The organism is Arthrobacter sp. 05N428_2 (assembly GCF_056397065.1).
Genome location: NZ_JBFTMR010000009.1, coordinates 29,880 through 52,429, shown reverse-complemented (window position 1 = coordinate 52,429; position 22,550 = coordinate 29,880). Strand labels below are relative to the sequence as shown.

General features: G+C 65.5%; 22 protein-coding genes. 6 read left to right on the top strand and 16 right to left on the bottom strand.

The window, feature by feature from the left end:
* Positions 1-4 precede the first annotated feature (4 nt).
* Entirely contained in the window at positions 5-1,351 is a 1,347-nt protein-coding gene (locus tag AC1DGI_RS11790; protein WP_476898957.1) for an alpha-hydroxy acid oxidase, read from the bottom strand.
* 34 nt (positions 1,352-1,385) lie between these two features.
* Positions 1,386-1,733: a cupin domain-containing protein gene (locus tag AC1DGI_RS11785; RefSeq protein ID WP_476898956.1), complete on the bottom strand. Its 348-nt coding sequence runs from the start codon at positions 1,731-1,733 to the stop codon at positions 1,386-1,388.
* 113 nt (positions 1,734-1,846) lie between these two features.
* Here AC1DGI_RS11785 and AC1DGI_RS11780 point away from each other — a divergent pair, with 113 nt between their 5' ends.
* The gene (locus AC1DGI_RS11780) at positions 1,847-2,023 is read left to right on the top strand and encodes an SRPBCC family protein (RefSeq protein WP_476898955.1); all 177 of its coding nucleotides are present in this window, start codon (positions 1,847-1,849) and stop codon (positions 2,021-2,023) included.
* Between the two features lie 205 nt (positions 2,024-2,228).
* Positions 2,229-2,639, top strand: coding sequence for a hypothetical protein (locus tag AC1DGI_RS11775; protein ID WP_476898954.1), 411 nt, complete (start codon positions 2,229-2,231; stop codon positions 2,637-2,639).
* Positions 2,640-2,675: 36 nt separating this feature from the next.
* Here AC1DGI_RS11775 and AC1DGI_RS11770 read toward each other — a convergent pair whose 3' ends face one another.
* Positions 2,676-2,993: an acylphosphatase gene (locus AC1DGI_RS11770; RefSeq protein WP_476898953.1), complete on the bottom strand. Its 318-nt coding sequence runs from the start codon at positions 2,991-2,993 to the stop codon at positions 2,676-2,678.
* A gap of 247 nt (positions 2,994-3,240) precedes the next feature.
* Here AC1DGI_RS11770 and AC1DGI_RS11765 point away from each other — a divergent pair, with 247 nt between their 5' ends.
* Together AC1DGI_RS11765 and AC1DGI_RS11760 are read left to right on the top strand one after the other, a co-directional pair.
* Positions 3,241-4,104, top strand: a complete 864-nt coding sequence (locus tag AC1DGI_RS11765; RefSeq protein ID WP_476898952.1) for a fumarylacetoacetate hydrolase family protein — start codon at positions 3,241-3,243, stop codon at positions 4,102-4,104.
* Positions 4,104-5,687, top strand: coding sequence for an FAD-dependent monooxygenase (locus AC1DGI_RS11760; RefSeq protein WP_476898951.1), 1,584 nt, complete (start codon positions 4,104-4,106; stop codon positions 5,685-5,687). The genes AC1DGI_RS11765 and AC1DGI_RS11760 overlap by 1 nt, the downstream gene beginning before the upstream one ends.
* Positions 5,688-6,055: 368 nt before the next feature.
* Here the strand turns inward: AC1DGI_RS11760 and AC1DGI_RS11755 are convergent, their stop codons facing one another.
* The 4 genes from AC1DGI_RS11755 to AC1DGI_RS11740 form a co-directional block, all read right to left on the bottom strand.
* A complete protein-coding gene (locus AC1DGI_RS11755) occupies positions 6,056-7,207 on the bottom strand; it encodes a flavin reductase (RefSeq protein WP_476898950.1) in 1,152 nt (383 codons plus the stop codon).
* 41 nt (positions 7,208-7,248) lie between these two features.
* A complete protein-coding gene (locus AC1DGI_RS11750; protein ID WP_476898949.1) occupies positions 7,249-8,664 on the bottom strand; it encodes an MmgE/PrpD family protein in 1,416 nt (471 codons plus the stop codon).
* Between the two features lie 10 nt (positions 8,665-8,674).
* Positions 8,675-10,195, bottom strand: a complete 1,521-nt coding sequence (locus tag AC1DGI_RS11745) for a 4-hydroxyphenylacetate 3-hydroxylase N-terminal domain-containing protein (RefSeq protein WP_441399859.1) — start codon at positions 10,193-10,195, stop codon at positions 8,675-8,677.
* A 136-nt stretch (positions 10,196-10,331) separates the two neighbouring features.
* Positions 10,332-11,417 (bottom strand): zinc-binding dehydrogenase, encoded by a 1,086-nt coding sequence (locus AC1DGI_RS11740; RefSeq protein ID WP_441399858.1) that lies wholly within the window; start codon positions 11,415-11,417, stop codon positions 10,332-10,334.
* Positions 11,418-11,600: 183 nt separating this feature from the next.
* Here AC1DGI_RS11740 and AC1DGI_RS11735 point away from each other — a divergent pair, with 183 nt between their 5' ends.
* Positions 11,601-12,692, top strand: coding sequence for a Zn-dependent alcohol dehydrogenase (locus AC1DGI_RS11735; protein ID WP_476898948.1), 1,092 nt, complete (start codon positions 11,601-11,603; stop codon positions 12,690-12,692).
* 96 nt (positions 12,693-12,788) lie between these two features.
* Here the strand turns inward: AC1DGI_RS11735 and AC1DGI_RS11730 are convergent, their stop codons facing one another.
* Both AC1DGI_RS11730 and AC1DGI_RS11725 read right to left on the bottom strand, forming a co-directional pair.
* Positions 12,789-14,249: a carboxylesterase family protein gene (locus tag AC1DGI_RS11730; protein WP_476898947.1), complete on the bottom strand. Its 1,461-nt coding sequence runs from the start codon at positions 14,247-14,249 to the stop codon at positions 12,789-12,791.
* Positions 14,246-16,237 carry a flavin-containing monooxygenase gene (locus AC1DGI_RS11725; protein ID WP_476898946.1) on the bottom strand — a complete coding sequence of 664 codons (1,992 nt, stop codon included), beginning with the start codon at positions 16,235-16,237 and terminating at the stop codon, positions 14,246-14,248. Before AC1DGI_RS11725 ends, AC1DGI_RS11730 begins: the two co-directional genes overlap by 4 nt.
* A 129-nt stretch (positions 16,238-16,366) precedes the next feature.
* On the opposite strand from AC1DGI_RS11725, the gene AC1DGI_RS11720 reads away from it, so the two are divergent.
* Positions 16,367-17,080 carry a GntR family transcriptional regulator gene (locus AC1DGI_RS11720; RefSeq protein WP_476898945.1) on the top strand — a complete coding sequence of 238 codons (714 nt, stop codon included), beginning with the start codon at positions 16,367-16,369 and terminating at the stop codon, positions 17,078-17,080.
* A 9-nt stretch (positions 17,081-17,089) separates the two neighbouring features.
* Here the strand turns inward: AC1DGI_RS11720 and AC1DGI_RS11715 are convergent, their stop codons facing one another.
* The 7 genes from AC1DGI_RS11715 to AC1DGI_RS11685 are packed head-to-tail and all read right to left on the bottom strand — an operon-like array spanning position 17,090 to position 22,515.
* Entirely contained in the window at positions 17,090-17,686 is a 597-nt protein-coding gene (locus AC1DGI_RS11715; protein ID WP_476898944.1) for a carboxymuconolactone decarboxylase family protein, read from the bottom strand.
* On the bottom strand, positions 17,679-18,653 hold the full coding sequence (locus tag AC1DGI_RS11710) for a VOC family protein (RefSeq protein ID WP_476898943.1): 975 nt from the start codon (positions 18,651-18,653) through the stop codon (positions 17,679-17,681). Before AC1DGI_RS11710 ends, AC1DGI_RS11715 begins: the two co-directional genes overlap by 8 nt.
* Before the next feature lies 1 nt (position 18,654).
* Positions 18,655-19,107 (bottom strand): nuclear transport factor 2 family protein, encoded by a 453-nt coding sequence (locus AC1DGI_RS11705; protein WP_476898942.1) that lies wholly within the window; start codon positions 19,105-19,107, stop codon positions 18,655-18,657.
* On the bottom strand, positions 19,104-20,024 hold the full coding sequence (locus AC1DGI_RS11700) for a fumarylacetoacetate hydrolase family protein (protein ID WP_476898941.1): 921 nt from the start codon (positions 20,022-20,024) through the stop codon (positions 19,104-19,106). Before AC1DGI_RS11700 ends, AC1DGI_RS11705 begins: the two co-directional genes overlap by 4 nt.
* Positions 20,025-20,049: 25 nt before the next feature.
* Positions 20,050-20,856 carry an ABC transporter ATP-binding protein gene (locus AC1DGI_RS11695; protein ID WP_476898940.1) on the bottom strand — a complete coding sequence of 269 codons (807 nt, stop codon included), beginning with the start codon at positions 20,854-20,856 and terminating at the stop codon, positions 20,050-20,052.
* A 35-nt stretch (positions 20,857-20,891) separates the two neighbouring features.
* Complete coding sequence (locus AC1DGI_RS11690) at positions 20,892-21,743, bottom strand: ABC transporter permease (RefSeq protein WP_476898939.1); 852 nt, start codon at positions 21,741-21,743, stop codon at positions 20,892-20,894.
* Positions 21,736-22,515, bottom strand: a complete 780-nt coding sequence (locus AC1DGI_RS11685) for an ABC transporter permease (RefSeq protein ID WP_476898938.1) — start codon at positions 22,513-22,515, stop codon at positions 21,736-21,738. The genes AC1DGI_RS11690 and AC1DGI_RS11685 overlap by 8 nt, the downstream gene beginning before the upstream one ends.
* Positions 22,516-22,550: the final 35 nt, after the last annotated feature.

Below are 22,550 nucleotides of genomic sequence, written 5' to 3'. Positions count from 1 at the left end.
TTCCTTAGTTGTTCAGGGATTCATCACCCTCACGCGACGCTGCGGGAGGACTCTTAGTGACTGCCGGACCGGAGTGAAATCCCTTCGTTTCACCAGACGCTGTTGTTTCAAAGATTTCTCCGGAATGTCGAATATCCCGGAGAATTTCTCCACCCCGGGTCTTCAACTCGGGAATGCTGGAAACGCCCACTAACGTCATGGTACGCCGGAGCTCGTCCGAGAGGATCTCGATGATTCGTCCGACGCCCTCGGACCCTGCGGCAACCAAGCCATAGAGATAGGCCCTGCCGATTGAGCAGGCGTCGGCCCCCAGCGCCAGCGCCTTAAGGATGTCGCTCCCCCGGCGAATCCCGGAGTCCACATAAATCTCCATCGAATCGCCCACCCGCTGCCGCGATTCCTGCAGGACGTCCATGGGGCTGAGCATGTGGTCCAGCTGGCGGCCGCCATGGTTGCTCAGTTGGACGGCGTCCACGCCAATCCGCGCAGCCTTGGCCACATCTGCCGGGTTGACGCAGCCCTTGAGGATGATCTTGCCCGGCCAGGCCTGCCGTAAGGCTTCGAGCTCCCCCCACCCGCTGGTCGCGTCCGAGTGGCCCAGGATGTCCTGCCACATGGCCGGGGTGATAACGGAAGTGGCCGCGGCACTGCGGGGATCCAGGTTCGGGAAGCTGATTCCCTCCGATCTCAGGAAGTTGATCCACCAGGAAGGACGCCGGGCGATGTCCGCAACGGTGGAAAGCGTTAACGCGGGAGGTGCGGTGAACCCATTGTGAAGATCCCGCTCCCGGGATCCCAGCGCGCGGGTGTCGACGCCGACAATGAGGGTGTGGAAGCCGGCAGCTTCGCAGCGGGCCAGTTTGTCTTTCAACGCCTGACTGTCGGAGCTGAGGCCGATGTTGAACCAGCGCTCAAGGGCCGGCTGCCGCCGGGCGATGGCTTCCATCGGGACGGTGCTCAGCCCAGCCAGCCCGTAAGGAATGCCGGCCCGGTCCGCGGCAGCGGCGACGGCCAGTTCCCCCTCGGGATGGAACAGCCGGGTGGCACCGGTGGGGGTCAAGGTCAGCGGCAGGGTGCTTTCTTTCCCCAGCAGGGTCGTTGCCGTGTCGGGTCCGGACACCGGGCCCCAGCTGGGCATGAGGGCCCAGGCATCGAAGACGGCCCGGTTGCGGCGCAGCGTCACTTCGTCTTCGGATCCGCCGTCGAGGTAGTCGAAGATCCCGGTGGGCAGGACTTTCCGTGCAGCCTTCCGGTATTCCGCCACATTGAACGCGTTGGCCAGCACCCGTCGTCGGCGGGACAAGACCGGGGCCTTGATCTGGATGAGCTGCCTGGCTTCACTGACTTTCAATGCTGGCCTTCCCGGCGCGCGCCTGGGTCATGCTTCACGCCCTGTCCGGGCCGGCTACCTTGGCCACGGTCATCAGGATCGCCGAGTCCTCCTCGGCCTCCAGACTGTGCAGCCCGTCCGGCACGATCAGCAGGTCCCCGGCCTTCCCTTGCCAGGATTCGGTGCCGGAACGCAGCCGGACGCAGCCCTTGAGCACAAATACGGTGGCTTCCCCGGGGTTCTTGTGTTCGCTCAGCTGGGTCCCGGCCCGGAACGCCATCACGGTCTGGCGGAGCACCTTCTCGTGGCCGCCGTACACCGTGTCAGCGGCCCGTCCGCTGCCGGCCGCGAGCGCCGCCGCAACTTGCTGACGGGCCAGGGCATCGATCGATATCTTCTGCATGGGGACACCCTAGCCACCGGCCGGGYCCCTGCCGAGGGCCATTTGTCCCGAACGGCCGTTAGCGGCCGCCTGAAAGACCTCCACACCACCCTCGCTAACCTGAAGGACACCTGATGTCACAGCCGCTGACCGCCATCGAACTCGACGAATTCCTCCCGCACCCGCCCGCCAAGGTGTGGCGGGCCCTCACCGAGCCCGACCTGATCGCGACCTGGCTGATGGAAAACGATTTCAAACCCGTCGTCGGACACCGCTACACCATGCGCGGCACCCCGAGCCGACGCACGTGATCGCGCACCGCATCATGGGCGGCGGCTGGCGCGGACAGATCCTCAGGAAGCTGCTGGAAACACTGGCGCAAACAGACAGCTAAGCGGTCCCCTCCCAGCCCTGCCACGGGCACTGCGACTGCCGTCCCTGTTGGGGATCGGCGCCCCTCGCTAGACTGAAATTGCGCCGCACAAGACGCAAATTCGCTTCGGGAAAGGCACGGTCATGACCGAGAACAGCGGCATCAACGACACCCCGGATGAGGCAGCCTCGGAAGAGAAGCCGGAAGAAAAAGACCTGCGGGGCCGGTACGTCGAAGGCAACTTTGGCAAGGCTGGCGCGCAGACCGGCCGGCATACTGACGACGAAGAGGGCCAATACATCGAAGGGAATTACGGGCCGGCCGGCAGCGAGGGCGGACTGCCCGAACCGCTGGGAGCCAAGGCCCGGGAATCTGGACGATACGTCGAAGCCGACTACGGCGAGAGCGGATCCGTACCTGGCCGCACCGCCGACTCCGAAATCGGCCGGTACGCAGAGGGCGACTACGGCACGGACGGAAAAGTGGACCCGCTCCGAAAGGCGGCCACAGCTAAGGGCGTAGATACGGCCACAGACGCAGACAAACCCGCGTAATTCGGCGCCTGCACCGGCGAGCCAGCCGGCCACTCCTCAGTACACCACCCGGAAATTACTGAAGGCACCGGTGGCCCGGGTGATCCGCTCGTCCACGTGGTCCACCCGCCCGGGCGCCTCCGGCGAGCGCAGCCAGGCCCGGAATTGCAGCACCACGTCCTGCGGGCCTTCGACGACGACGGCGACGGTGCCGTCGTCGTTGTTCCGGACAGTGCCGCACAACGCGAGTTCCTCGGCCTTGCGCACGGTCCAGTAGCGGAAGCCGACTGCCTGCACCATGCCCTCTACCCGGGCCGTCAGGCGCACGGCGATACCGGTGTCTGCAGCGCCGCGACGGTCAGCGAATTCAGCCATGCGTCCAATGTAGTCCCGGCCCGGCACCGGGGACATCCGGGACTTTCGCCGGACTCGACGAGCCCACCGGGCGACACCGATAATAATGTTCAAAAGAGCGGACAATATATAATTGTTTGCGTAATGCACTGCGGCTCACATAGTCTGTGATCAGTTGAAAATGCTTCCCGCCAGGCACTTCGAGCTGCCGGGCGGGACCCAACTTCTGTTCACCACGGGCGCCCTGCCGCCGCGAAAGGACCACATCATGAAGTACGCAAGCTTCCTGGCCGCCGACGGCTCCCCCACCTGGGGCATCGTGAGCGAAGGAACCGTCTATGACCTGGGCCCCACCGGCCTGAACCTTGCCCCCACGCTGCGTGCCGCCGTCGAGCAAGGCATCTTCGGTGCCCTCGGCGAGGAATTCCGCACGGCGCCGGCCCGCGATGAAACTGAGATCGAATTCCTGCCGGCGATCACCAATCCGGGCAAGATCATCTGCATCGGCGTGAACTACCGCAGCCACCAAAACGAAACGGGCAACGCGGCGCACCAGAAGGAACAAAAGGCCCCCACCGTCTTCACCCGCTTCGCCGACTCCCAGATGGGCCACCTGCAGCCGGCCCAGATGCCCGCGACCACGAACGAATTCGACTACGAGGGCGAAATGGCCCTGGTCATCGGCAAGGAAGGCTTCCACGTCGCCGAAGCAGACGCCTTCGACCACGTCGCCGGCTACGCCGCCTACAACGACTTCAGCGTCCGCGACTGGCAGCTGGCCACCACGCAGTGGACCCCGGGCAAGAACTTCCCCGGCACCGGCGCCTTCGGACCCTACCTGGTGCCCGCCGCGGACCTGGGCGACGTCGACAAGCTCACCCTGGAAACCCGCGTCAACGGCGACGTCCGCCAAAAGGCCTCCGTGGCCGACCTGTACTTCACCATCCCGCAGCTGATCGCCTACGTCACCGGCTTCACCCGGCTGTCGCCGGGCGATGTCATCGTCACCGGCACCCCCGGCGGCGTCGGCCGGTTCATGGTCCCCTCCGGGCTTCTCAATGAAGGCGACGTCGTCGAGGTTGAAATTACCGGCCTCGGCACCCTGAGCAACACGGTCCAGCTGGTCTCCTGATGGGCAACGTCATCGATACCGACGTCCTGGTGATCGGAGCGGGCCCCGTCGGCCTGGCCGCGGCGAACCTGCTCGCGGACCAGGGCGTGAGGGTGATGCTCGTCGAGCGCAACGCCAGCACCAGCGACGAGCCGCGCGCCATCAGCGTGACGGACGAGACGCTGCGGGTCATGGCGCAGATCGGCATCATGGACCGGCTGGCGCCGGAAATGCTGATGGACACCGGCGCCCGCTACTTCGGCCGTAAGGAACAGCTGCTGGCAGAGGTGTACCCGGCCAGCCCACGCCTGGGCCACCCCGGCAAGTCGCAGTTCGACCAGCCCGTAATGGAGTCCCTCCTGCTCGAAGCCGCCCGGCAGCGTCCGCTGATCGACGTCCGGTTCAACACCGAGGCCTTCCGGATCACCGACGGCCCGGAGCACGTGGATACCGTCCTGATCGACGACGCCGGCAAGCTCACCGTCCGTTCCAAGTGGATCGTGGCGTGCGACGGCGGCCGGAGCCCGGTCCGCTCCCAGCTGGGTATCCCGATGGAAGGCTCCACCCAGGTCCAGAAATGGATCGTCGTGGACACCGTCAACAGTACCGAAGAACCGGAAAAGTTCTCCGAGTTCCACTGCAACGGCACCCGGCCCGCCGTCGTCGTCCCCGGCGTCAAGGGCCGCCGGCGCTATGAATTCATGCTGCTGGCCGGCGAGGACGCCAAAGACGTGACCAGACCGGAATCCATCGTCGCCATGGTCGCCCCCTTCCGGACCATTGCGAAGCAGGACATCCGCCGCGCCGCCGTCTACGTCGCGCACCAGCGCGTGGCCCTGAATTACCGTGTGGGCCATGTGCTGCTCGCCGGCGATGCCGCCCATATGATGCCGCCGTTTGCCGGCCAGGCCCTGAACGCCGGCATCCGGGACGTCGCCAACCTGGCCTGGAAGGTCGCCGCCCACGTCAAGGGCACCGGCACCGACGCCCTCGTGGGGACCTATCAGGCCGAGCGCCGCCCGCACGCCGTGGACATGGTCCGCCTGTCCCACCGGATCGGCATGGTGGTCATGAACGTCAACCCCAGACTGACGGCGATCCGGGACGCCGCCATCACGGCGTCGGGCATCGTCCCCGCGGCCAAGAGCTGGCTTGCGGGCATGAAGTTCCTCAAGCAGCCCCACTTCACGAACGGGTGCGTCGTTGCTCCTGCGGCCGATCTCCCGAAGCCGGCCGCCGCGCTGGTCGGCCGCTCCCTCTCCCAGCCTGATGTCCGGCTCTCCACCGGCGATACCGCCGCCCTGGACACGCTGCTCGGCTGCGGCTGGGCGCTGCTGCGCTTCCCGGCCGGCACCCGCAACGGGAACTTCGAGGTACAGTCCCTCGCCACTGACGGGCACGACGGCGGCGGTCCTGTGACGGTCACCGACACCACCGGCGCCTTCACGGAGCTCGCCGGCACCGGAGTGAGCCTCGTGGTCCGGCCGGACCGTTACGTCGCCGCCGCCACGACGGCGACCGGGGAACCTGCGGCCCTCCGCGCGCTGGATGCCTACGTGCCGGACCTCTCGGTCCAGGCGCCAGCGGCGGAACCCACCCGCTAAGCCGCCTCAGCTGGGAACGACAGCGGGCCGCACCTTCGGGTGCGGCCCGCTTCTTCGCTGGTGGACACGTCCCGGCTCAGGACATGCCCCACGCAGGGGCCGGCGCATGGACATATTCCGGTTATGCCCGGTGGCGGGTTCAAAGACTGGGCATGTCCCCCGGCGCCAGGCGACCCCACGCAACCCAGACCCCGTGCAACCCAAGCCCAGGGACGACCCCAAGCCCCAGGCCGGGCCCAAACCCCAGAGCCCAAAACCCCGGGCCGAGCCCAAACCCCAACCCCAAACCAAAGCGGGCCGCACCTTTCGGTACGGCCCGCCGTGGTTTGGGGACTATGTTTTCCGGCCGAGCCTCCGATGCACCGTGCTTAGACCTCGCCGCCGTGGCGTTCGATGACGTCGCTGGCCAGCTTCTTGCCGAAGGCGGTGTGCAGAGACAAGGCCTTGACGGCACGTGCCTCATCACGGTCCCGCAGCGCCGCGGTCAGCTCGGCGATGTGGCTGTGGTCCATCTGGCGGGCCCACTCATCCTCGCCGAGAGCCTCCCGCCATACGGTACCGATGCCCAGGCGCCTGAAGGCATCTGTGAGCTGCGCGGAGCCGGCAACGTTGACCAGGCGGTCGTGGTACTTCACGTTCAGCTTCAGGAATTCGTCCAGGCCGTCCTTCCCGCTTTCGCGCAGTTTCCCGAGCTCCGCGGTCAAGCGGCTCAACTCCGCGATGTCCTCGTCCGTGAACTTGCCGAAGTGGCTTGCGAGCACGCCAAGCTCGATCGTGGCGCGGCCGTCGTAGACGCTGTCGATAAGTTCATGCGTGATGGGCGTGGGCAGGAATTCCCCCTTGTCACCGCGGGTCACCAGCGATTCGGCCGTCAGCTGGACCAGGGCGTTGTGGACGTTCTGCGGATCGGATTTGGTTTCTGCCGCGATCACGGCCGGTTCCAGCTCATGCCGCAGCGGGGTCCGGCGCCGCAGCACCCAGTCGCGCACGGCGTTGTAGGCCGCAAGCTCCTTGACCCGTTCCAGCCGCCCGAAAGTGCCGCGGAAGTAGGCGAGCGGCTCGCCGCTGCCGGCGCTCGCCGCGGTGGCCAGGCCCAGGAAGACGGTGTGGGTGCCGCCAGTGGGTGTCTCTTCAACCCTGCAGACGATCGTGGCAAGGGCGCCGTCCAGCAGCGGAACGCCTTCCTCCGAAAAGGTCACCGCGACGCCGTCGAACTTGTCCGCCCCCTTGCGGCCGAACTTCATGGCGAGCTCGCTCTGTTCCTCGGCCAGGATGTTGATCCCGAAAACGCCGGCCTTGAGCACGGCATCGTGGGTGGAACTGGAACGGTTGAGGCAGGCGAGCATCATCGGCGGCTCCATCGACAGCGAGGACACCGCCGACGCCGTCGTGCCGAACAGTTCGCCGTCGACGACGGTGGTGATGACCGTGACGCCGCTGGCGAAGTGCCCGACGACGTGGCGGAAGGCAGCGGGATCGACGGTGACCTCAGCTGCGGGAATGACCTGGTTTGAATTCACTTCGTCCTCCTGGGAGTTGTTGCGTGGTGTGGGGTGCCTGGTTAGACAGCCGGGGTGAAGAGCCGGATCAGCGGCGCCAGGTTCTCCAGCTCGTCGAGCCGCTGGATAAGCCCGACGGCTTCTTCGGCGTTAGGCCGCGTCATGCGGCCGCCGAATGCGACGTTGGCGTAGTACTTCTCGAGGATCTCCGCCTCGCTCATCGGGTTGGTGTAGATATCGCCTTTGGGGACATCCGTGCGGGTCTGCAGGACTGATCCGTTCCGAAGCTTCAGCTGGACCTCGGCGGTGAGGTATTCCGTGGGGGCCAGCGAATCGACCAGCGTGATCTTCGCCAGCAGGCGCTGAAGGCGCGGATCCTGCATGTGCCCGAGCGTGAGGTGCTCGGGCCGGACGGTCCTATACATGAGCGCCGTCGCCGCGGTGAAACGGATACTGAAGGCGCCGGATACCTCGGGGCATTCCCCGATCACAAATGGCTGGCCGACAAAGCCTGCCAGGGTGCGAGGGGTGACATGGATGACGATCTCCTGGATCTCGTCCTCATCGAGCACGTGCTCCGTCGCGAGCCGGACGCAGGCATCCAACGATGGATGGCTGGCCCGGCAGGAGGACCACGGCTTGATGACACAGTCGGCGTAGAAGGCCTCGCCCAGCCGCCGGGTGAGCTTTTCCGGCTCTGGCGAGGCACAGAACATGTCGAAGAATCCGTGGCCTCCGCCGATGGCATCCGCCGGTCCGGTGAATCCGAGCTGCGCCATTTCAGCTGACACGATGGCGTTCCGGGCGGCGAAGGCCATCGGGAGTTTGAAGGCCAACGTCTGGTCGTAGATGTTGGCCACGGTGCCGGACAGCTGGTTCTCCACGATGCCGAGGGCGTGCCGCAACTGGACTTCGTCCAGGCCCATCAGTTTCGCGGCGACGGCCGTGCCGCCGAGTCCGTTGATGGTCCCGGTGTTGTCCTGGCCGCTGTACACGTCGAAGCCGGATGAGGCGCCGAGGCGGGAAGTCAGGTCATCGCCAAGGATCAGTGCGGTCAGCAGCTCTTTGCCCGAGGACTGCTGCTGCTCCGCCACCGCCAGGGCCACGGAGACCGTGGTCCCGCTGATATGCGCTGCCGTCTGCGTGTGGTCCTCGTACTCGGCGCCGATGGCCTCGAAGTCGTAGGACCGCATCATGGCCGCGTTGACCATGGCCGCAGTGTGCGCCGGAACCCTGGCCCCGTCGATCAACACCGTGGACTCGGCGGCACCTCCCCAGCGGGAGGCGAGGGCCAGCAGCGCATCGTTGCCCTGGGCGCGGTGCCCGGCGGCGATGTTGCCCAGCGAATCGATGATGCGGATTTTAGCCCGGGCCACGGTAGTGGCGTCAAATGCTTCATACCCGGTTCCGGTGATGTGCCGGCTCACCGTTTCGGTGAGGGCCTCCACTCTCGTGCCGTCTGTGGTCTGCGCGGTCATGGCCGGGCTCCTAGCCTCTGGCCCCGACGGTCTGCTTGTCCTGGCTCGGCGCCGAGGACACACCAGCCTGTCCCGGCGCCCCAGATTTCAGCGCGGCGGCGTCGATTTCATCGAAGAGCGCGCGGTAGGCGCCGGTCTCCCCTGCGGCCTGGGCCTTGCGGTGGTCCAGGGCCCGGGCGCGGCCGATGCTGCCGAGGTAGAAGCGCTCGTACAGCTCGATCCGGCTGCCGAGGGCCGAGCCGGCGAAGTCCCATGCGGTCCGCATGATGCGGGAACGCTCCTGGGCGGAGATGCCGTTCGCACCGGGCAGGTACTTCTCCAGCAGCGGGCCCAGGCGCGGATCGTTGAACGCGCCTGCCGTCGGGGTGGCGAGCAGGTTGTGCGAGCCCATGGACTTGATGATGTCGTTGATCCGGATCATCCAGGTCGGCAGGATGGCGCGCAGCGAGCTGATGTCGTCATGGCAGAAGAAGGCTCCGCCGCCCCAGTCCGAGGCCCGCACCTCGGCGGAGTGGATCACGGAGCGGGCCAGCCGCAGGTAGGTGTAGATTTCGCCCAGCATGGAGCCGACATCGGGCTTGTTCTCGGTGGCGGTCACCTTGGCGATCTGGGTGCACAGGTCGTACGCGAATTCGAGCTTCACGGCGGCGCGGATGGCGGTCTGCTGCTGGGTGTTCCCGGAGGCCGTGCCGGCGTTGATGGAGTTGTAGACGTCCAGGTTGCCGTCGATGAACACGCGGTGCCACGGAACCAGCACGTCGTCGAAGATGATGACGGCATCCTGCTCGTCAAAGCGCGAAGAGAAGGGCCTGTCCTCCACGGCCGCGTCCACGCCGTAGTGGTCACGGCAGACGGCGACGACGCCGGTGGTCGCCACCGGGATCGCGAAGGAGATTGCGTACTCCTCGAAGCCCTTCTGGATGGGGACTGCCGGGTAGACGTAGAGTTCGTCGGCGATCGGGCCGAGCGTGGCGAGCATCTTGGCGCCGCGGACAATCAGGCCTTCCTCGGTCCGGTCGATGACGCGCAGGGTGAGTTCCTCGTTCATGCCCTGCAGCTCGCCGACGCTCTTATCGATCGCGGCGTGCACGATCGTGTGGGTCAGAGCGAGGTCGTTCTCGATCACTTCCCGGTGATAGGCCGCCAGACGCTCGTGGTAGACGGGTTCGGACCGGTCAAAGATGTCCTTCCGGGAGACGTGGCCGGCCAAGACGACGTTGACGTAGTCCGGGGTGCGGCCCAGCATCCCGTTGGAGTAGCGGGCCAGCCGGTCGAAGGCGCGGTGCCGGCGGGCGATATCCTCGGCGTTCTTCGGCAGCGACAGGCTCACATTCATGGCCTCGCCGCTCTCCGGATCGCTCATCAGGCAGTCCTGCGCGTACTTGTGCTGATAGTCGAAGTAGCCGGCCATGCCGTCCAGCGAGCCCTTGAAGGCGGGGTGGTCGAGAACGGAGATGCGTTCCGAGCCCAGCCAGACTTCGCGGCCGTCATCGAGGCCCCGCTTGTACTCTGCTCCGGTGCGTGCAGTCACTGTGAACTCCTTCTTGGGCTGGCACCACTTCTGGCACCCGTGGAAAGCTCCACAACATTTGTGAGCTAAAAATGTATTCTTGGATAGATTTTATATAAAAAGCCGAGGCTTGGCAATGCCCGCCCACCGGCATCCGTCAGAACGACGTGATGACGCTGCGGGCGATCGCCCCGGACTCCTGCAGGCGGTAGGCATCATTGATCCCCTCGAGCGGAATTTCCTGGGCGATCAGGTCATCGAGGTTCAAGCGGCCCTGTAGGTAGAGCTCGGCATACATCGGAATGTCCCTGCGGATGTTGCTCGAGCCCATGTAGACGCCTTGGATGCGCCGCTGGGAGGCAATGAGCGAGCGGAGGACGTCGACCTCAAGTGGACCGCCGTTGGGGATGCCAATGAAGTAGGCCCCACCGCCCACGCGCGTCATCTCGACGGCCTGGGCCTGGGTCACCCCAAGTCCGATGGCCTCGAAGGCGTGATGCACGCCCCGCCCGCTGATCCCGCGCACCCTGGCCACGGCGTCCTCAGTGCCGGAGTCCACCACGTGGGTCGCTCCGAAGCGGGCTGCCAGTTCCAGCTTGGCCGGATGCACATCAACGCCGATGATGGTCGTGGCACCGGCGATCCGGGCACCCGAGAGGATATTGAGGCCGATGCCGCCCAGGCCGATGACAGCCACCGTGTCACCCGGCTGGACCTTCGCGGTGTTGAGTGCGGCCCCGACACCGGTGATCGCCGCACAGCTGAGCACGGCGGCCTGCGGGAAGGGAATCTCTTTAGGGATCCGCACCAGGGTGTTGGCATGGCAGATGGTGTATTCGGCGAAGGCCGCAACCCCGAATGCATGCACCTCCTGGCCACCGCCGCGGAGTTTCGAACCAGCGGAGACCGGCCGGGACACCTCACCGGGGTTGAGGCAGCGGTAGCTGTGGCCAGCGAGGCATTCCTCGCAATGGCCGCAGAACTTCACTTCGGAGCCAACAACATGGTCCCCCACGGCGAGGTCCCGGACATCGGGGCCGACGGCGGCGACGACGCCGGCCATTTCGTGCCCCACGACCATGGGAAGCGGACGTCCGCGATCGATCGAGGCGACGAGCAGGTCCGAATGGCACAGGCCTGCGGCTTTGACCTCGACCAGGACCTCATGGCCCACCGGAGCCCCGATACTGACGTCTTCGATGTCAAAGCGACCGTTGATTTCGTTGATGACTGCGGCTTTCATCGTGGACTCCCTTGTCTCTGTCGGCGCCCCTGCCGGCACGCCACTTGGCGCCCTAGGCAAACTTGCCGATGTAATCGATTATTAACTGATTTTGCACTTCAGTTCATAGTATATTTATTTTGTGGCCTGAGTCACGTCCATGCCGGCTGATTCCGGCTCGTTCATCGAAGGGACCAAACAAAAATGAAGGCAGCGGTAATCGACGCAGTGGGCCAGCCGTTCCAGGTCCAGGACATTGACATTGCAAATCCGATCGGCCGCGAAGTCCTCATCGATGTCCGTGCCAGCGGCTTGTGCCACAGTGATATGCATGTGGCCGAGACCAACGTGGGCTTCCCCATGCCCGCCCTGCTCGGCCACGAGATCGCCGGAGTGGTTGCCGAAGTAGGCCCGGACGTCACGGAGTTCCGCGTGGGCGATCACGTGGTGTCATCGCCCATCCACAGCTGCGGCCACTGCCGGGGATGCCTGACGGGCCGGCCCTACCAGTGCCGCCATCCGCAGGAAACACAAAGGGCCCCGGGCCAGGCGCCGCGGCTGAGCCGCAACGGCGAGGTACTGACGCAGTTCATCGGCGTCGGCGGGTTTGCCGAGCAGGTGATCGTCCACGAGAACACTGTTGTCTCCGTCAGCAGGGACATCCCCTTCGACCGTGCAGCGCTCCTGGGCTGCGGTGTGGTGACGGGTGCCGGGGCAGCCATCAACTCGGCCCGCATCCGCCCCGGCGACACTGTTGCCGTCATCGGTTGCGGCGGGGTGGGCCTCAACGTCATCCAGGGCGCCGCCCTGGCCGGTGCGCGGAGGATCATCGCCATCGATCTCCAGCCGGCCAAGCTTGAACTCGCCAAGGTGTTCGGCGCCACGGACATCATCAATGCCGGCGCCGGGGATTCCGTGCAGGCGGTCAAGGACCTCACCGGCGGCGGCGTCACCTGCGCCTTCGAGGTAATCGGCCTGAAGCAGACGGCGATGGACGCCGTTGCCATGCTGGACATTGGCGGAACGGCGTTCCTCATCGGTGTCCAGAAACCGGAAACGCGCCTGGAAGTGACGCCGTTCGGCGACCTGATGGGCAAGCAGAAGGGCATCCGCGGCGTGGCCATGGGCTCCACCAACCTGAAGATCGACATCCCGATGTACGCGGAGCTCTACCTGCAGGGCCGTTTCAAGCTGGATGAATTGGTTTCCAATCGCATCTCGCTGGAACAGATCAATGAAGGCTACGAGCTGCTGCGCGGCGGGTCGGTGGCCCGTTCGGTGATCACCAGCTTCTGAGATCCGCCTTCATCCGCTTAGCGCCCGTGGAGCCGCCCTTTCGGACGGCTCCACGGGCGTTTTCGGTTGAATAGTGTCTCCCGCCTGCGGGCGGACCTAGCGTCGCGGATGCAGTTCAGGCTCGACGATGGCGGTGCCGTTTCCGGTTTCGCTCACCGTATTCAGTGCCGGATTCTTCGGATCGAAGCGCGGGACGGGCCGGCCTTCCGGCGTCCGCGCCACGCCGTCGGCAACGAAGCCGAGCAGCAGCGGCCGGAGCCGGTCCGCCACGTCATCAAACACCTCGCCGGGGAACCCCTCGAGCATCGGCGCGTCTTGCCAGTCCTGGCCGTTCCCGAACAGGAAGGGCAGCTCGAAGCAATGCGGGCTTCCGGCGCCTTCCAGCCTGCTTTGGACGGAGAATCTCAGCAGCGTCGCGGGGATTCCCGCCGCGGCCGCCCGGTCCGCGAGCTCGGTGGCAGCCAGCCGGAACTGATGCAGGCTCATGGCTTCCACCAGCTTGGCGTGATCCGTCGCCGCGGGATGCCGGGCATTGATGAAGGACGCTGCCTCGGCGGGAGCTTCGAAGTGCGCGCCGAGGTAACCGGCCAGCTGTTCCGGGCCTACAGCCCGAACGGGCAGCGCCTGCAGGAACGCGGCGGCTTCATCATCGGTGCTGCTTAGCAGCAGCGCGTCCACATGCATTGCAGCCGCCGCCCGTTCGAAGTTCATGGCCCATGCCGGCACCAGTTCCCCATCAGCGGTCGGCATCAGACCCAGGCCCCGTCCGGCGTAAGCCTTGGATACCTCGGCCTGGGCAGCCAGGAGCGCCCCGACCGGGGCCGTGGCTTGAGGAGCACCGCCGAGGGCGGCGGCAAACAGGTCGAAGCGCTCGGTAAACTCCGCGGCATTTAGCGGCGGCTGCCACGGCAGGCTGAACAGGGCGGTTCGGCAGAACAGGCCTCGCGCCTGCTCGGCCAGGCTCAGGACGTAGGCGTACCAGGCTCCAGCAGAGTGCCCGGCGAGGGTGACCGCCCCCGGATTGCCGCCGAACGCGGCAATGTTCCGGTGGATCCAGGTCAGGGCCTGCAGGATGTCCCGGGCGCCAAGGTTGGCGGCCCCGCCGACGCCGTCGATCAGACCGAGCGCACCCAACCGGTAGTTGACGGTGACGACGACGGCCCCGCCCTCCCGGGCGAGCCGGGCGCCGTCATACCAGCGCACGTTTCCGGCGCCGCTGATAAAGGCTCCCCCGGGCAGGAAGACCAGCACCGGGAGATCTTTTGCGCCAACGGGTGCCCAGATGTCCAGCAGGAAGGAGTCCTCGCTCTGCGGCATCCGCGCCAGGGCGGGGCCGAGCAGCCAGTCCAGGGATCCGGGCGCTTGCGGGAACACGGTCGCGGCGGCCTGGGGGCGTTCCGGTGACGGGTCGCCCAACATGGAGAAGCGGTCTGAGGGATCCAGCCGCTCGCCGTAACGGACGCCGCGGACGCTGATCACGCCGTCGTGCGTCTCCGCCTTGTACAGCGCCTCCCCGGCACGGATGCGCGCCATCGGCGCGGTAGCGGCGGCGCTCATGCCAGCTGGTCGTAGTCGTCGAGGTTCACGGTGCGGGTGATCTTCCAGAAGTCCAACACCGGGTGGGGCCAGATCTGGGACACCCGGCCGAACTTGTTCTTGTACCAGGTGTGCACGCTGGGGTGGCCCCAGGCCTTGGTGGCGTTGGCCGCGTCGAGGCCGGCAACGAACTCGTCGAGGACCTCCTGTTTCAGGTCCAGACCCTTGAGGTCGTTTTCGATGATGAGCCGGATCGCCTCCATGATGTACTCCACGCCGTATTCGATCATCGAGTACAGGCTCCCGTTGACCACGTGGCCGGTATTGGGACCGGTGATGATGAAGAGGTTCGGGAAGTTCGGGACCGTCAGTCCGGCGAAGGCCTTGGCGTCGCCGCCCCAGTATTCGTGCAGGTCCGTGCCGTGGAGGCCGGTAATCTTCAGGGGTTCGAGGAACTCCGAGGCCTGGAAACCGGTGGCGTAGACGATCATGTCCACCTGGTGGAGCACACCATCCTTCGTGACAATACCCTCGGGGGTCATGCGCTCAATGCCCTCGGTGACCAGCGTGGATTGGGGCTTCTTCAGCGAATCAGCCCAGACTCCGTTGTCGCGGAGCATGCGCTTGCCGCCCACGATGTAATCCGGGGTGACCTTGGCGAGCAGGTCCGGGCGGTCCTGGTACTGCTTGGCCAGGATGTCGGTCAGGCCCTGGCGCCACTGCGCGTTGACGGCGGACACGCTGCCGGGCTCGTCCCAGCCAGGTTCCGCCACGGTGGTGTGTTGGCGGCCCTCGACGCCGAGCCAGTGCTGCCAGAACCGTAGCCACTGTCCGTAGTGCGGGAGCTTGCGGACCAGCCACTGGACGGAGTCCGGCATGTCCGCGTAGTAGCCCTGGGTGGGCAACATCCAGGGTGAGCTGCGCTGGAAGACGGTCAAGGAGGAGACCTGGTCAACGATTGCGGGGACGATCTGGTAAGCACTGGCACCGGTGCCGATGACGGCCACCCGCTTGCCGGTCACGTCGACGCTGTTGTCCCACTCGGCGGAGTGCATCTGGATGCCGGCAAAGTCCATGCGTCCCGGAACATCGGGATACTTGGGCCGGTCCAGCTGACCGACGGCGGAGAGCACGGCGTTGAACCGTCGGGTGGCCGGCTGGCCGGTGGCGTCGATGATGTCGACGTTCCAGAGGCCCGCGGCCTCGTCATAGCTGGCGGATGTGACTTCGGTGTTGAACTCGATCTCACCGAGGATGCCGCCGCGTTCGGCCACCTGCCGAGTGTATTCGAAAATCTCAGATCCCTGCGAGAACTGCTGGGGCCAGTCGTCGCGCTGGGCGAAGGAGAAGCTGTAGGCGTAGTTCGGCGTGTCCAGCCGGACGCCCGGATAGGTGTTCTTCCACCAGGTGCCGCCGACGGTATGACCCTTCTCGAATACCGTGTAGGGAACCCCGGCCTGCTTGAGCCGGTACGCGGCGGCCATCCCGGAGACCCCGGAACCGATGACGGCCACGCTGAATTCCCGGCCCACGGCAATGTCATTGAAGTCCCACGCGGGCTTGCCGCTCTTGCCCTCGACCAGGGCCATGTCGTGCATCAGCATGGGGTGGTAGTCGGGGTTGGCCGCATTGGTGATCCAGGTCAGGATGTCGTCAGCCTGCGCCTCGGTCAGGGGGCCGACGCTGGTCAGGTGCTCATCGCGAACCCGCTTCAGCGCCTCGAAAGCCAGTCCACGCGCCGTCGCCTGCTGCTCCTGGCTCATGCCGCCGTGCGGCTGGCCGACGATTTCCGCCGGCGGCTGCGGCGGACGCAGATCTTCGCGCAGCAGGGAGAAGTCCTTCGTTACTGCAGCCAGCGCCACCATCAACGCCGGGAGGTCTGAGGTGTCCACAATCTTCTGCAAAAACTCGTCGTCTTCCGCGATGGGCTCATACCTGTCCCGCCAGTAGAGGTCGTCGATGACGTGCTCCTCGCGGGTCTGGAGGGCTTCGGTGGTGGAGTTGGTCACGGCGGTTCTCCTTGGTAATGACGGGGTCTGTTGTGATTCAGGTCTCTCCGTATGCTCATCCAATTCTAGGAGCGAAATTGCATAAGTCAATAAAGAAAATATAATTTGCTGTGAGGTACAATAATGCACATGTCGAAAAGTATCGAGTCTGAGACCCTCAGCACGCAGATCCGTGACTCGCTGCGGGATGACATCCTGGCTGGCCGCTGGGGCGCCGGTGACAAGCTGCAGCTGGTGGCACTCACCAAGCACTACAAGACCAGCAGCACCGTAATCCGTGAGGCGCTGACGCGGCTGGTTGGAGACCGCCTGGTGATACTCAAACCGAACCGCGGGTTCTTCGTTCCTACGCTCTCCTTGGACGAGATCAAGGACATCACGGAACTGCGCTGCGTCTCGGAAGAGTTCGGGATCGGGTTGGCCGTCAAGCGCGGGGACCTCGCTTGGGAATCGGAGCTCATCGCGGCCCACCACACGCTGGAGCGCACTCCCTACCGCGAGGAGAGCGCAAACGGCGAGCTGACGGAAGCGTGGGACCGCGCGCACCAGGCGTTCCACGCCAAACTGCTCGAAGCCTGTGGCGTGCCGGTGCTGATCGACCTCGCCTCCACCCTGTCCGACCTGGCACAGCTGTACGGCCGCTGGGCCGGCCGCGCCACCCGATTCATGGACCGCGACATCGCACAGGAGCACCGCGACATTATGGCCGCCGCGTTGGACCGGAATGCGGGTCTCGCCTCCCGGCTCATCCGGAACCACTACGAGATCACGCTGAAAGCCATCCTGGAATCCGGAGTCGAGAAGGAAGCAGCCGAGCCCGGACTCGAGAAGGCCAAAGCCTAGGCGCAAAGCTTAGGCGCCCGGAGCCGCAGCCGGCATCGGAGGACGAAAAACGGCGAGCGCCAGGGCCAGTTGGCTGTAGTACCCGCACAGCCAGACGAGCTCGGCGAGCTGTCGCTCTCCAAGAATGTCGACCGCGTCGTGGTACTGCGCGTCGCCTAGCGACTGGTCCTCCAGTAGGGCCAGCATGACCCCCAGGGCAGCCCGCTGCGCCGGCTGCAATCCCTGCGGGATCCGCAGTTCGCCCAGTGCCGCGAGCTGCCCGTCGTCGAGTCCGGCCGCGCGGGCCGCCCCGGCATGCGCGTACCACTCGAATTCGCAACTGTGGCGGGTGGCGACCAACAGGATGGCCGCTTCGCGCACCAGGTCCTCGAGGCTGCTGGCGAACCGCAGGGCGGCTCCCACGGCCTGGATCGCATCGCCTATCTCCGGGGCGATGGTCATGAGCCCGAAGGGCCCGAGGAGTGCACCGGAGCGGTCAACGATTGGGATCTGGCCCGCCTGGGACTGGCGTGGTCCCCCGACGATGCGGTTGTACAGGGCGAGCTGGCCGTCGTCGAGCTCGCCGGGCGGTCGCAGCGGGACCCGCGCGTTGCCGGGCCTAGACATGGGCCACCTCCGCCACGGGCGTGCCGTAGATATGGAACTCCGGCGGTATCACCGCTCCCCACCCCGGCTTGGCGGCCCACTCTGCAGCAGTCCAAACATACGGCTGCGCGTCCGGGGCAAAGACGAGGTAGCCGCCATTTGCCACTTCAATGCGGTTCCCGCCAGGTTCGCGGGTGTAGAGGTAGAAGCCCTGGATCGCGGTATGCCGGGAGGGGCCCGCCTCGATGTAGATGCCGGCGTCGGCCATGATGTCCGCCGCCCGGAGCACCTCTTCGCGCGTGTCCACGGCATAGGCAAGATGATGCAGCCGGCCGCTGCCGGTTGTCTTTTCCTGGGTGTAGATCAGCTCGTGACCTTGGATGGAGCTGCTCATCCAAGCACCGACCTCTGACTGGCCGGTGGAGTCCTGGATGATCTCGTAGGTGCGTAGCCCGAACCCGGCCTCCCAAAATTCCCGGCAGCCGCGTACGTCCTGTGCGAGGAGATTGATGTGGTCAAGGCGGTGGACGTTCGCTCCCCGCCCGGCGTAGGCCTGCACGTTCACGGGGATAACCGCGCGTTTCCCGTCGGGCGCCGCATAGCGCTCCGTCTCGTAATACAGGCGGAAGGTGTGGCCGTCCGGGTCCTCGAACTCGTAGGCGCGGCCTTTACCAAGTTCGGCGGGGACCCACCTTCCGGCGTGTCCATTGTCCTCGAGCCAGGCGACGCGCCGCCGCAAGGCCCGAGGACTGACCGCACGCCAGGAAACGTACTCGGCCCCAGCGTGTTGAGAACGAGTGAGTTTCAGGCTCCACCGCTCGTAGTCGCCGTAGGCGCGCAAATAAAGCGAGTCGTCGGACTCCTCGACGACGTCCATGCCGAGCAATTCGACGAAATAGTGGCGCGTCTGGTCAAGGTCGGGCGTTAGAAGCGATACGTGACCGAGGTGTGCCAGATCCCGGACCCTCTCGGCGTCGTCGTCAAGCATGTCAGATCCTTCCTGGAGGGCTGGTAGTGGCGGGCGGCCCGAGCTCGGGCCTTCGGAAGACCGGCGAGATGAGACGTTCGGCGATGCGCCAGGTTCCCTTGGCGAGGACATACCTATCGCGGAAGTCCGCCACCATGTACACGTCCACGCCCTGGGGTGGTTCGGCGTTGCTCGCAAACGTGTGCCAGCTCCCCCGCCCGTTCACCGTGGACGCTGTGACCCCGTCCAACAGCAGGTTGCCCAGACCGTGGCGTGTGGTGCGGGTGCCGGTGCGAGCGCGGAAGGATTCGATGAGCTGGTCCACCCCGAAGAACTCCCCTCCCGTGCTGGCATAGTGGCAGTCAGGGGTGAAGAGGTCCCGCAGCGAGTCGTATTCCTTCAGGTCAAGTGCCCAGGCGAACCTCGCATTGAGATCGCCAATGGCGGCGCGGTGCTCCGGAGTCAAAACTGTCACCGGCACTCCACGGGGTTGGAGAGCACCCCGATCCCCTCGATTTCAACTGCCACGGAGCCGCCCACCTTGGCGAGGTCGAGGTTCTGCACGGCGCCTCCCTTGGCGGACCGGCGCAGTGCCGTACCCATGGCGATGACATCACCTGGTTCCAGCGCAAGGTACTCGGAGGCGAAGGCGATAACCTGGGCCACGCTAAAGCGGAGGTTGGCGGTGTTATCGTCCGTCACCACGCGGCCGTCGTGGCTGCACGTGATGCGGAGCGCGTGCGGGTCCGGGATATCCTCGGCCGTTGCGACCCAGGGACCGAGCGGCCCGAAAGTGTCAGATCCCTTGTACCGGGCAGGGTAGCTCACCCAGCTATCCACGTATCGGACACCCTCGGGTTCTTCTGTACTCGGATGGATCGCCCGGTAGTGGAAGGTATCCGTATCGCGCATGGTTGGCGAGGTGATGTCGTTGATGATCGTGTAACCGAAGACGTGTTTCAGGGCGTCGTCCTCTGCGATGTCGGCCCCGCCGGTGCCCACGACCACGGCGAGCTCCGGCTCGGGATGAACCCGCCCATAGGAAGGCTTCGTGACAATCGGCTTGCCGTGCCCCACCAAGGAGGAGGACGGCTTGACGAACATCGCGGGAGTGTCCGGACCGGACATGATGCGATCGGGGTTCGCGCTGTTGTTGAGCGCGACGCAGAGGATCTTGCCGGGCCGGACCACCGGCGGCAGCCAGGACAGCTCGGCGGATGGCAGCCGTTGCCCGCTGCGCAGGGCCTCGGCGGCCGCCGCCCGCCACGTGGCCTCGTCTGTCTGCACTACTTCGTCCACGCTGCTGAAGCCCGGCAAGACAGCCACCTCGTGCTCGCCTGCTTGTACGACGACGGCGCTGCCTCCGGGGCGTTCGATGGTTCCCAGTTTCACTTCGCGTCCTCTCGGCAGGCTGGCACTAGTGGTCCCGCAGTCGGTGGAGGATGCGCGCCCGCGCCTCGGCAAAACGCGGGTCCGCCTTGGTTTCGACCTGGTCGCGATGGTCGCCGAACCCGGTCTCGATGACGTCCACCACGGTGGCGGGCTTCTCCGCCAGGACGATCACCTTGTCCGCCAGGTACAACGCTTCGTCGATGTCGTGTGTGACCAGGATGATGGTGACTCCCAAAGACGCCTGGAGATCGATCACGAGGTCCTCAAGGTCAAACCTGGTCTGAGCGTCCACGGACGCGAACGGTTCGTCCATCAGCAGGACCTTGGCGTTGTAGGCCAAGGCCCGGGCAATTGCCACGCGCTGCTGCATGCCGCCTGACATTTCCCACGGATACTTGTGGCCCTGGCCGGCAAGGCCCACCGCCGCAAGGTTCTTCTCGGCGGTTTCGTTCCGCTCTTTCTTGCCCACCCCGCGACCCTGCAACGGAAAGGCCACATTCTCCAGCGTGGTCATCCAGGGCATCAGTGAGCGGCTGTAGTCCTGGAAGACTACGGCCAGGTCCCGGTGGGGGCCGTTGATAGTTTCCCCGCCCACGCTCACGGTGCCGCTCCGGGGTTGGATGAGGCCCGAGAGGCACCGCAGCAGGGTGGTCTTGCCAACACCGGACGGACCGACGATGGAGACGAATTCGCCGTCGTTCACCTCAAGATTCAGATCACTCAGGATCTTGTTCTCGGAGTCACCGACGCCGTAACTCATCGTCAGCCCTTGGACCTGGAGCAGCGGCGTCGTTGCCACCTGCTCCTCCTCGAGTGCTGCCTGAATGGCCATGGGAGCTCCTTCGTATTTCTGTTGGATCGGAAGTGTCATTTTGCGCCTGACTTGAAGTACCAGCCCAGGATCCTGCGTTCAAGGACGATGAACAGGAGGGAGAGGATATATCCGATGACGCCGACGAGCAGCGCCCCGGCCCACGTCTCCGGCACCATGAAGGTCGCGGAGGAATTGAGGATGTAGAAACCCAAGCCCTTGTTGGCGGCGAAAAGTTCGCTCACCACCATCACCGTGATTCCAATCGGAAGCGCCACGCGAACGCCGGCCACGATCTGCGGCAGCGCCGCCGGGAGCACCACCTTGCGGAAATGCAGGCCCCGCGGGATGCGGTAGACCTTGGAGAACTTCCGGATGGTCGGTTCCACGCCCAGGACACCGTCGATGGTGTTCAGCAGCACCGGCCACATGCAGGCGAAGGCGATCGTATAGATCTTCGGTCCCTGTCCGATCCCGAACGCACCAATGATCAGGGGAACCAGGGCCGCCTGCGGAACCGACCGGAAGAAGTGAATCACCGGATCCACGATTTCCCGCAGCCGCTTCGTCTCGCCGAGGATCAGTCCCCCGACGATCCCGACAGCCACCGCGATCAGGAGGCCGGCAGCCAGGTTGCCCAGGCTGTAGGCCGCTCCCGAGGCGATCACGCCGTTGCTGAGGTCACGGAACAGGCTGGTCAGGATCGACTCGAGCGAAGGGATAAAGACGTTCGTACTGTCTGCCGTCGCAATCCACCAAACGGCAAACACGACGACGATCAACCACGTGCGCTGCAATATGTTCAAGGCCAGCTGTGCGGGACGGCTGCGCACGCGCTCCACCTTTGACCGCCTGGGCCGGGCCGGGGTCCCCGTCTTTGATTCGGGGCGGAGTGCGGTATCAGTCATTGGTCTGCCTATTCCATTTGAGGATCCGGCCTTCAGCGAAATGCAGCAGGCTGGCGATGCCCCAGCCCACCAACCCGGCGAAGAAGAGGTAAGCAAAGGCCGAATCCCACCGCTGCGCTTGCTGTGCAAGGGTGATCTGCCGGCCGATACCCGGCGTCTGGCTCAGCACCTCCACGCCGACGGCGACAAGGATGGAGATCGAGGCGGCGATCCGGATCCCGGTGGCAATAAAAGGTGTGGCACTCGGGAGCAGCACCCGGCGGAACCGGAGGAACGCCGGAATCTGGAAGATCTGCACCGTATCCACCACCGCCGCCTCCATCCGCCGGGCCCCGTAAATTGTCTGCACCAATACCGGCCAGAGGCAGGACAGGGCGACGACGACGGTCTCCATCTGTGCGGTTGCGCCCAGGAGCATGATGACCACCGGCATCAGTGCCAGTACGGGGAAAGAACGCCCGAAGTCGATCAGGATCGACGTCGAGCGGTCCAGCACGCGGACAGAGCCGATCAGCAATCCGAGCACGGTCCCGGCCACCACGGCGATCAGCCAGCCGCTGACCGCCGCCGCCATCGTCTGCGCCAAGGCTGACCAGAACGTTGCCGACGCCACTGCCTCCCCGATGGAGGATGCCAGGGCGGCGACGCCCGGCGTCATCGAAGGCAGTGTGCCGCTCCAGATGACCACCTGCCAGATGGCCAGGAGTACGGCTACCGCCAACAGCCGCTGGGCGTTCAGACCCCAGTCCAGCGACTTTGTGCTTGTCTTCATATCGATCTCTCCGTCATGTTCGTGGTGCCCGTGCA